Below are 5,128 nucleotides of genomic sequence, written 5' to 3'. Positions count from 1 at the left end.
TACGAGGGCCTGTGCCCGGCACGCCGAGAGCACGCACCTGACGCCGCAGGACCCGCCCTCCGGGCGGACGACGGGAATTTGACGACAGGACCTAGGGACACCCGACCAGGGCCACCGCCGCTGACCTGGGCTCCGGAGCGTACGGACGTTCCGGAGCCCCTCCGGACGGCGGGTAAACTCCGTCCACGTGACTGCCGCGCCTGCAAAGCCCCGTATCCCCAACGTCCTCGCCGGACGTTACGCCTCCGCCGAGCTCGCCACGCTCTGGTCCCCCGAGCAGAAGGTGAAGCTGGAGCGTCAGCTCTGGCTCGCCGTGCTGCGGGCGCAGAAGGACCTCGGCATCGAGGTCCCGGACGCCGCGATCGCCGACTACGAGCGCGTCCTCGACCAGGTCGACCTGGCCTCGATCGCCGAGCGCGAGAAGGTCACGCGGCACGACGTCAAGGCGCGGATCGAGGAGTTCAACGACCTCGCCGGGCATGAGCACGTGCACAAGGGCATGACGTCCCGGGACCTCACCGAGAACGTCGAGCAGCTGCAGATCCGGCTCTCGCTGGAGCTGATGCGCGACCGTACGGTGGCCGTCCTGGCGCGGCTCGGCAAGCTGGCGGGCGAGTACGCCGAGCTGGTCATGGCCGGCCGCTCGCACAACGTGGCCGCCCAGGCAACCACTCTCGGCAAGCGCTTCGCGACCGCGGCGGACGAGCTGCTCGTCGCGTACGGCCGCGTCGACGAGCTGCTCGGCCGCTACCCGCTGCGCGGCATCAAGGGCCCGGTCGGCACCGCGCAGGACATGCTCGACCTGCTGGGCGGGGACGCGGCGAAGCTCGCCGAGCTGGAGCAGCGGATCGCCGGGCACCTCGGCTTCGCGCAGGCCTTCACCTCCGTCGGCCAGGTCTACCCGCGCTCGCTGGACTACGAGGTCGTGACCGCGCTGGTGCAGCTGGCTGCCGCGCCGTCCTCGACGGCCAAGACGATCCGGCTGATGGCCGGGCACGAGCTGGTGACCGAGGGCTTCAAGCCGGGCCAGGTCGGCTCCTCGGCGATGCCGCACAAGATGAACACCCGCTCCTGCGAGCGTGTCAACGGCCTCATGGTCATCCTGCGCGGCTACGCCTCGATGACCGGCGAGCTGGCGGGCGACCAGTGGAACGAGGGCGACGTGTCCTGCTCGGTGGTCCGCCGGGTCGCGCTGCCCGACGCGTTCTTCGCGCTGGACGGTCTGCTGGAGACCTTCCTCACCGTCCTCGACGAGTTCGGCGCCTTCCCGGCCGTCGTCGCGCGCGAGCTGGACCGCTACCTGCCGTTCCTCGCGACGACCAAGGTCCTGATGGGCGCGGTGCGCGCGGGCGTCGGCCGTGAGGTCGCGCACGAGGCGATCAAGGAGAACGCCGTCGCCTCCGCGCTCGCCATGCGCGAACAGGGCGCCGAGCGCAACGAGCTCCTCGACAAGCTCGCCGCCGACGAACGCATTCCGCTCGACCGCGCGCAGCTGGATGAGCTGATGGCCGACAAGCTGTCGTTCACCGGTGCCGCGGCCGACCAGGTCGCCGCCGTCGTCGGCCGCATCGAGGAGATCGTGAAGCAGCACCCGGAGGCCGCGGGCTACACGCCGGGGGCGATCCTCTGACGCGGCTCACTCCCGCGGACCTTGAGGCCGCCCGCGACCGGCTGGTGCCGGATGTCGTCGGGGACGGCCTCAAGGTGCTTTTCTGCGGCATCAATCCAGGGTTGATGACCGCCGCCACGGGCCATCACTTCGCCCGTCCCGGCAACCGGTTCTGGCCCGTGCTGCATCTGTCGGGGTTCACGCCCCGGCTGATGAAGCCGTCGGAGCAGGGCGAGTTGCCGTCGCACGGGCTCGGCATCACGAACGTGGTGGCGCGCGCGACCGCCCGGGCCGACGAGCTGTCCGCGGAGGAGTACCGCGAGGGCGGACGGCTGCTGAGCGCCAAGGTGGAGCGGCTGCGGCCGGGGTGGCTGGCGGTGGTGGGAGTGACCGCCTACAGGGCGGCCTTCGAAGACCGGAAGGCCGTGATCGGCCCGCAGGAGCGGACGATCGGGGACACCCGGGTCTGGGTGCTGCCCAACCCGAGCGGGCTCAACGCGCACTGGACGGCGGCGACGATGGCGCAGGAGTTCGGACGGTTGCGGGTGGCTGCGGCCGAGGGGTAGCGGATCAGGTCACGGCGGGTCGATCTCGGTGATCACGGCCAGGAGCTGGAACGGCCACTCCTTGTCCCACTGCGAGACACCGAGGGCGACCCAGCGGTCGTGCCCGGTCGCCTTCCAGAGGTGCACATCGGGCACATGCCCGCTCACGATGCCCCAGGGCTCGGGTATGTCCTCCCCGTCCATCGTCCGGTCGAGCACGCTCGACAGGCTGAAGACCTGCGGAGGCCCCCAGCGGTGGGTGAGCAGCACCGAAAGACCGTCCCGGTCGGCCTCGTACTGCTCCGCCGTCTCCTCCCGTGCCGTGCCGTCGTCCTCCCAGAATTCCTCGCTCGTCGCTAACTCGGCGATGTGATAGCCGGGTCCCGCGTCGCCGACGTCCGAACGGCCGTGCTCACGGGGGAAGTCCTCGGAGCACAGCCGCAGGATCGTGGCGAGGTGCTGCGCGCTGGTCATGAGGTCCAGTAAAGCGGCTGCCACTGACAATTGCCGTGCCGTCAGGCGTCCCTGCGCCGCAGGCACCACGCACCCGCCGCGAGGGCCGCCGCCGTCCAGGCCGCGGTCACCGTGAGCCCGGTCCAGGGGCCGAGTGCGCCGTCCCACGTCTCGTGGAGCACCACTTGGCCCGCCCGGTCCGGCAGGAAGTCGGCCACGCCGCCCGACATTCCGCCGATCACGAAGGAGACGATCAGGAGGAACGGGACCAGGATGCCCAGCGTGGCGACCGCGCTGCGCAGTACGGCCGTGAGCCCGGCGGCGAACAGGGCCATCAGCGCCAGGTAGAGGCCGCAGCCCACGGCCCCGCGCATCCCTTCGCCCCACGTCAGCCCGCTCGCCCTGGATCCGAGGACCGCCTTGCCCACGACCAGGCTCACGAGCCCGGTCACCAGGCCGACGGCCAGCGCGGGAACCCCGATCGCCACCGTCTTGGCCGTGAACCACCGCCCCCGCCGGGGCACCGCGGCCAGCGACACCCGCAGCGCGCCGCCCCGGAACTCGGCCGCGACGGCCTGCGCGCCGAACGTGATCGCCGCGATCTGCCCGAAGCTCACGCCGAAGAGCGCCGAGAACAGCGGGTCGAAGTCCTGGCCCCCGGAGTCGTCGAGACCGGCGAGCGCGGAGAACGCCGCCGTCGCGAGGAGCACGGCGAGCAGTCCCGCGACGAGGGACCGCAGCGTACGGATCTTGATCCACTCCGCGTGGAGCACGGGTGCGAAGGTCATGACCTGGCCTCCTGGGGAAGGGTAGGCGACGGCACGGTGGTGAACTCGGAGTCGGCGGCCGTCAGATCCAGGTACGCCTGCTCCAACGTGCCCTCCTCCGCAGCGAGTTCGAGGATCGGCAGGCCCGCGCCCGAGGCGAGGAGCCCGATGTCCTCCACACGTGCGTGCGGGACGGTCCACCGTCCGTCCGCACCCTCGACGGCCTCATGACCGTGGCGTGCGAGCAGCGCGCCGAGAGCGGCGCCGTCCGTGGTGCGCACCCGCACCCGGGGCCGCACGCGCGCGTGGATGAACTCCCGCAGGGGTGTGTCGGCGAGGAGTCTGCCCCGGCCGAGGACGACGAGGTGGTCGGCGAAGGACGCGGTCTCGTTCATGAGATGGCTGGAGACGAGCACCGTGCGGCCTTCGCGGGCCAGCCGGCGCAGCACCTCGCGGATCCAGATGATCCCTTCGGGGTCGAGCCCGTTCGACGGCTCGTCGAGCAGCACCACGGGCGGGTCACCGAGGAGTGCGGCCGCGATGCCCAGGCGCTGTCGCATGCCCAGGGAGTACGTGTTCACCCTGCGCCGTGCCACGGACGCGAGCCCCGCCTCCTCCAGCACGGCGTCCACCCGGCGTTCGGAGATGCGGTTGCTCACGGCGAGCGCCCGCAGATGGTCGCGCGCGGTGCGCGATCCGTGCGCGGCCCCTGCGTCGAGCAGTGCTCCGACCTGGCGCAGGGGCTCGTCGAACGTGGCGTAGGGCCGCCCGCCGACGGTGGCGGTGCCGGACGTGGGCCGGTCCAGGCCCAGGACGAGCCGCATGGTGGTGGACTTTCCGGCGCCGTTGGGTCCGAGGAAGCCGGTGACGCGGCCGGGAAGCACGCTGAAGATGAGGTCGTCCACGGCGCGCCGACTGCCGTACTCCTTGGTCAGGTTCTGGACGTCGATGCTGTTCATGGCCCCAGCCTGGCGGCCTTTGCGCGGTCGGTACTCCCCCGCCGGTGGAGTTCGTCTCCCCCGCTCGGGGGAAGCCGGTTGCCGGGGCCGGCTGGGACGATGGCGCGATGGCCCGCTTTCTGCGCCCGTTGCTCCTGGGGACCACCTACACACGCCTGCTGCATCTGTGGGTGCCGATGTTGTTCGTCAGCGTGTGGCTGTTCATCGACATGTCGAGGCCGTGGGTGCCCGCGGTGCTGTCGATCCCGCTGGGGCTGGTCCCGGCCGTGCGGCGGGGCGAGGGCGTGCAGGCGCGGTACATGCTGGCGCCGGACGAGCCGCAGGAGCGGGGCGACCGGGACGCGGCGATCTCGGTCGCGCCGTCGGCGACCTGGCGGGACCGGTTGCGGACCGTGCTGTGGCTCGAAGTACGGATGGGCCTCGGGGCGGTGGCGATGGGGGTCACCGTCTGGCTGCCGGCGACCGCCGTCGAACTGGCCGGGGCCGCCTCCGGTCGCCCCGTCGACGTCACACTGCTGCCGGTGTCGCCCCCGCCGTGGGCCTGCGCCCTGCTCGTACCCGTGCCGCTGCTCGCTCTGTACGGCGCGGTCGTCGGCCTCGGCGAGCTGGTCACGGCCATCGCGCGCCGGCTGCTGGGCCCCTCGCCCGCCGAGCGCCTCGCCGCCTTGGAGGAACGCACCGAACAGCTCCTGGAACGCACGCGCATCGCCCGTGAGCTGCACGACTCGATCGGGCACGCGCTGACCGTGGCGGTGGTGCAGGCGGGCGCGGCACGGGCGGCCGGCGACCCCGCGT

General features: G+C 72.1%; 6 protein-coding genes. 3 read left to right on the top strand and 3 right to left on the bottom strand.

The window, feature by feature from the left end; genetic code table 11:
• The first annotated feature begins 187 nt into the window (after window positions 1-187).
• Both purB and mug read left to right on the top strand, forming a co-directional pair.
• The gene (gene purB / locus ABZ656_RS56380) at window positions 188-1,630 is read left to right on the top strand and encodes an adenylosuccinate lyase (protein WP_101407875.1); all 1,443 of its coding nucleotides are present in this window, start codon (window positions 188-190) and stop codon (window positions 1,628-1,630) included.
• On the top strand, window positions 1,627-2,175 hold the full coding sequence (gene mug, locus ABZ656_RS56375) for a G/U mismatch-specific DNA glycosylase (RefSeq protein WP_101407876.1): 549 nt from the start codon (window positions 1,627-1,629) through the stop codon (window positions 2,173-2,175). The genes purB and mug overlap by 4 nt, the downstream gene beginning before the upstream one ends.
• A gap of 9 nt (window positions 2,176-2,184) precedes the next feature.
• Here mug and ABZ656_RS56370 read toward each other — a convergent pair whose 3' ends face one another.
• The 3 genes from ABZ656_RS56370 to ABZ656_RS56360 are packed head-to-tail and all read right to left on the bottom strand — an operon-like array spanning window position 2,185 to window position 4,333.
• Window positions 2,185-2,628: a hypothetical protein gene (locus tag ABZ656_RS56370; RefSeq protein ID WP_101407877.1), complete on the bottom strand. Its 444-nt coding sequence runs from the start codon at window positions 2,626-2,628 to the stop codon at window positions 2,185-2,187.
• A 41-nt stretch (window positions 2,629-2,669) separates the two neighbouring features.
• On the bottom strand, window positions 2,670-3,395 hold the full coding sequence (locus tag ABZ656_RS56365) for an ABC transporter permease subunit (RefSeq protein ID WP_360280283.1): 726 nt from the start codon (window positions 3,393-3,395) through the stop codon (window positions 2,670-2,672).
• Window positions 3,392-4,333, bottom strand: a complete 942-nt coding sequence (locus tag ABZ656_RS56360; protein WP_101407879.1) for an ATP-binding cassette domain-containing protein — start codon at window positions 4,331-4,333, stop codon at window positions 3,392-3,394. Before ABZ656_RS56360 ends, ABZ656_RS56365 begins: the two co-directional genes overlap by 4 nt.
• Window positions 4,334-4,440: 107 nt before the next feature.
• On the opposite strand from ABZ656_RS56360, the gene ABZ656_RS56355 reads away from it, so the two are divergent.
• Window positions 4,441-5,128: histidine kinase dimerization/phosphoacceptor domain-containing protein (locus ABZ656_RS56355; RefSeq protein WP_360280280.1), on the top strand; the 688-nt coding region annotated here is incomplete at its 3' end.

The sequence above is a fragment of the Streptomyces sp. NPDC007095 genome (assembly GCF_040634475.1).
GTDB lineage: Bacteria > Actinomycetota > Actinomycetes > Streptomycetales > Streptomycetaceae > Streptomyces.
The sequence above is the reverse complement of the archived record's forward strand: the minus strand, read 5'-3'. Positions and strand labels throughout refer to the sequence as shown.

What these genes read in the sequence shown, in the direction of transcription:
- ABZ656_RS56370 (WP_101407877.1), bottom strand. Translation starts at nt 2,628, where the DNA reads ATGACCAGCGCGCAGCACCTCGCCACGATCCTGCGGCTGTGCTCCGAG.
- ABZ656_RS56365 (WP_360280283.1), bottom strand. Translation starts at nt 3,395, where the DNA reads ATGACCTTCGCACCCGTGCTCCACGCGGAGTGGATCAAGATCCGTACG.
- ABZ656_RS56360 (WP_101407879.1), bottom strand. Translation starts at nt 4,333, where the DNA reads ATGAACAGCATCGACGTCCAGAACCTGACCAAGGAGTACGGCAGTCGG.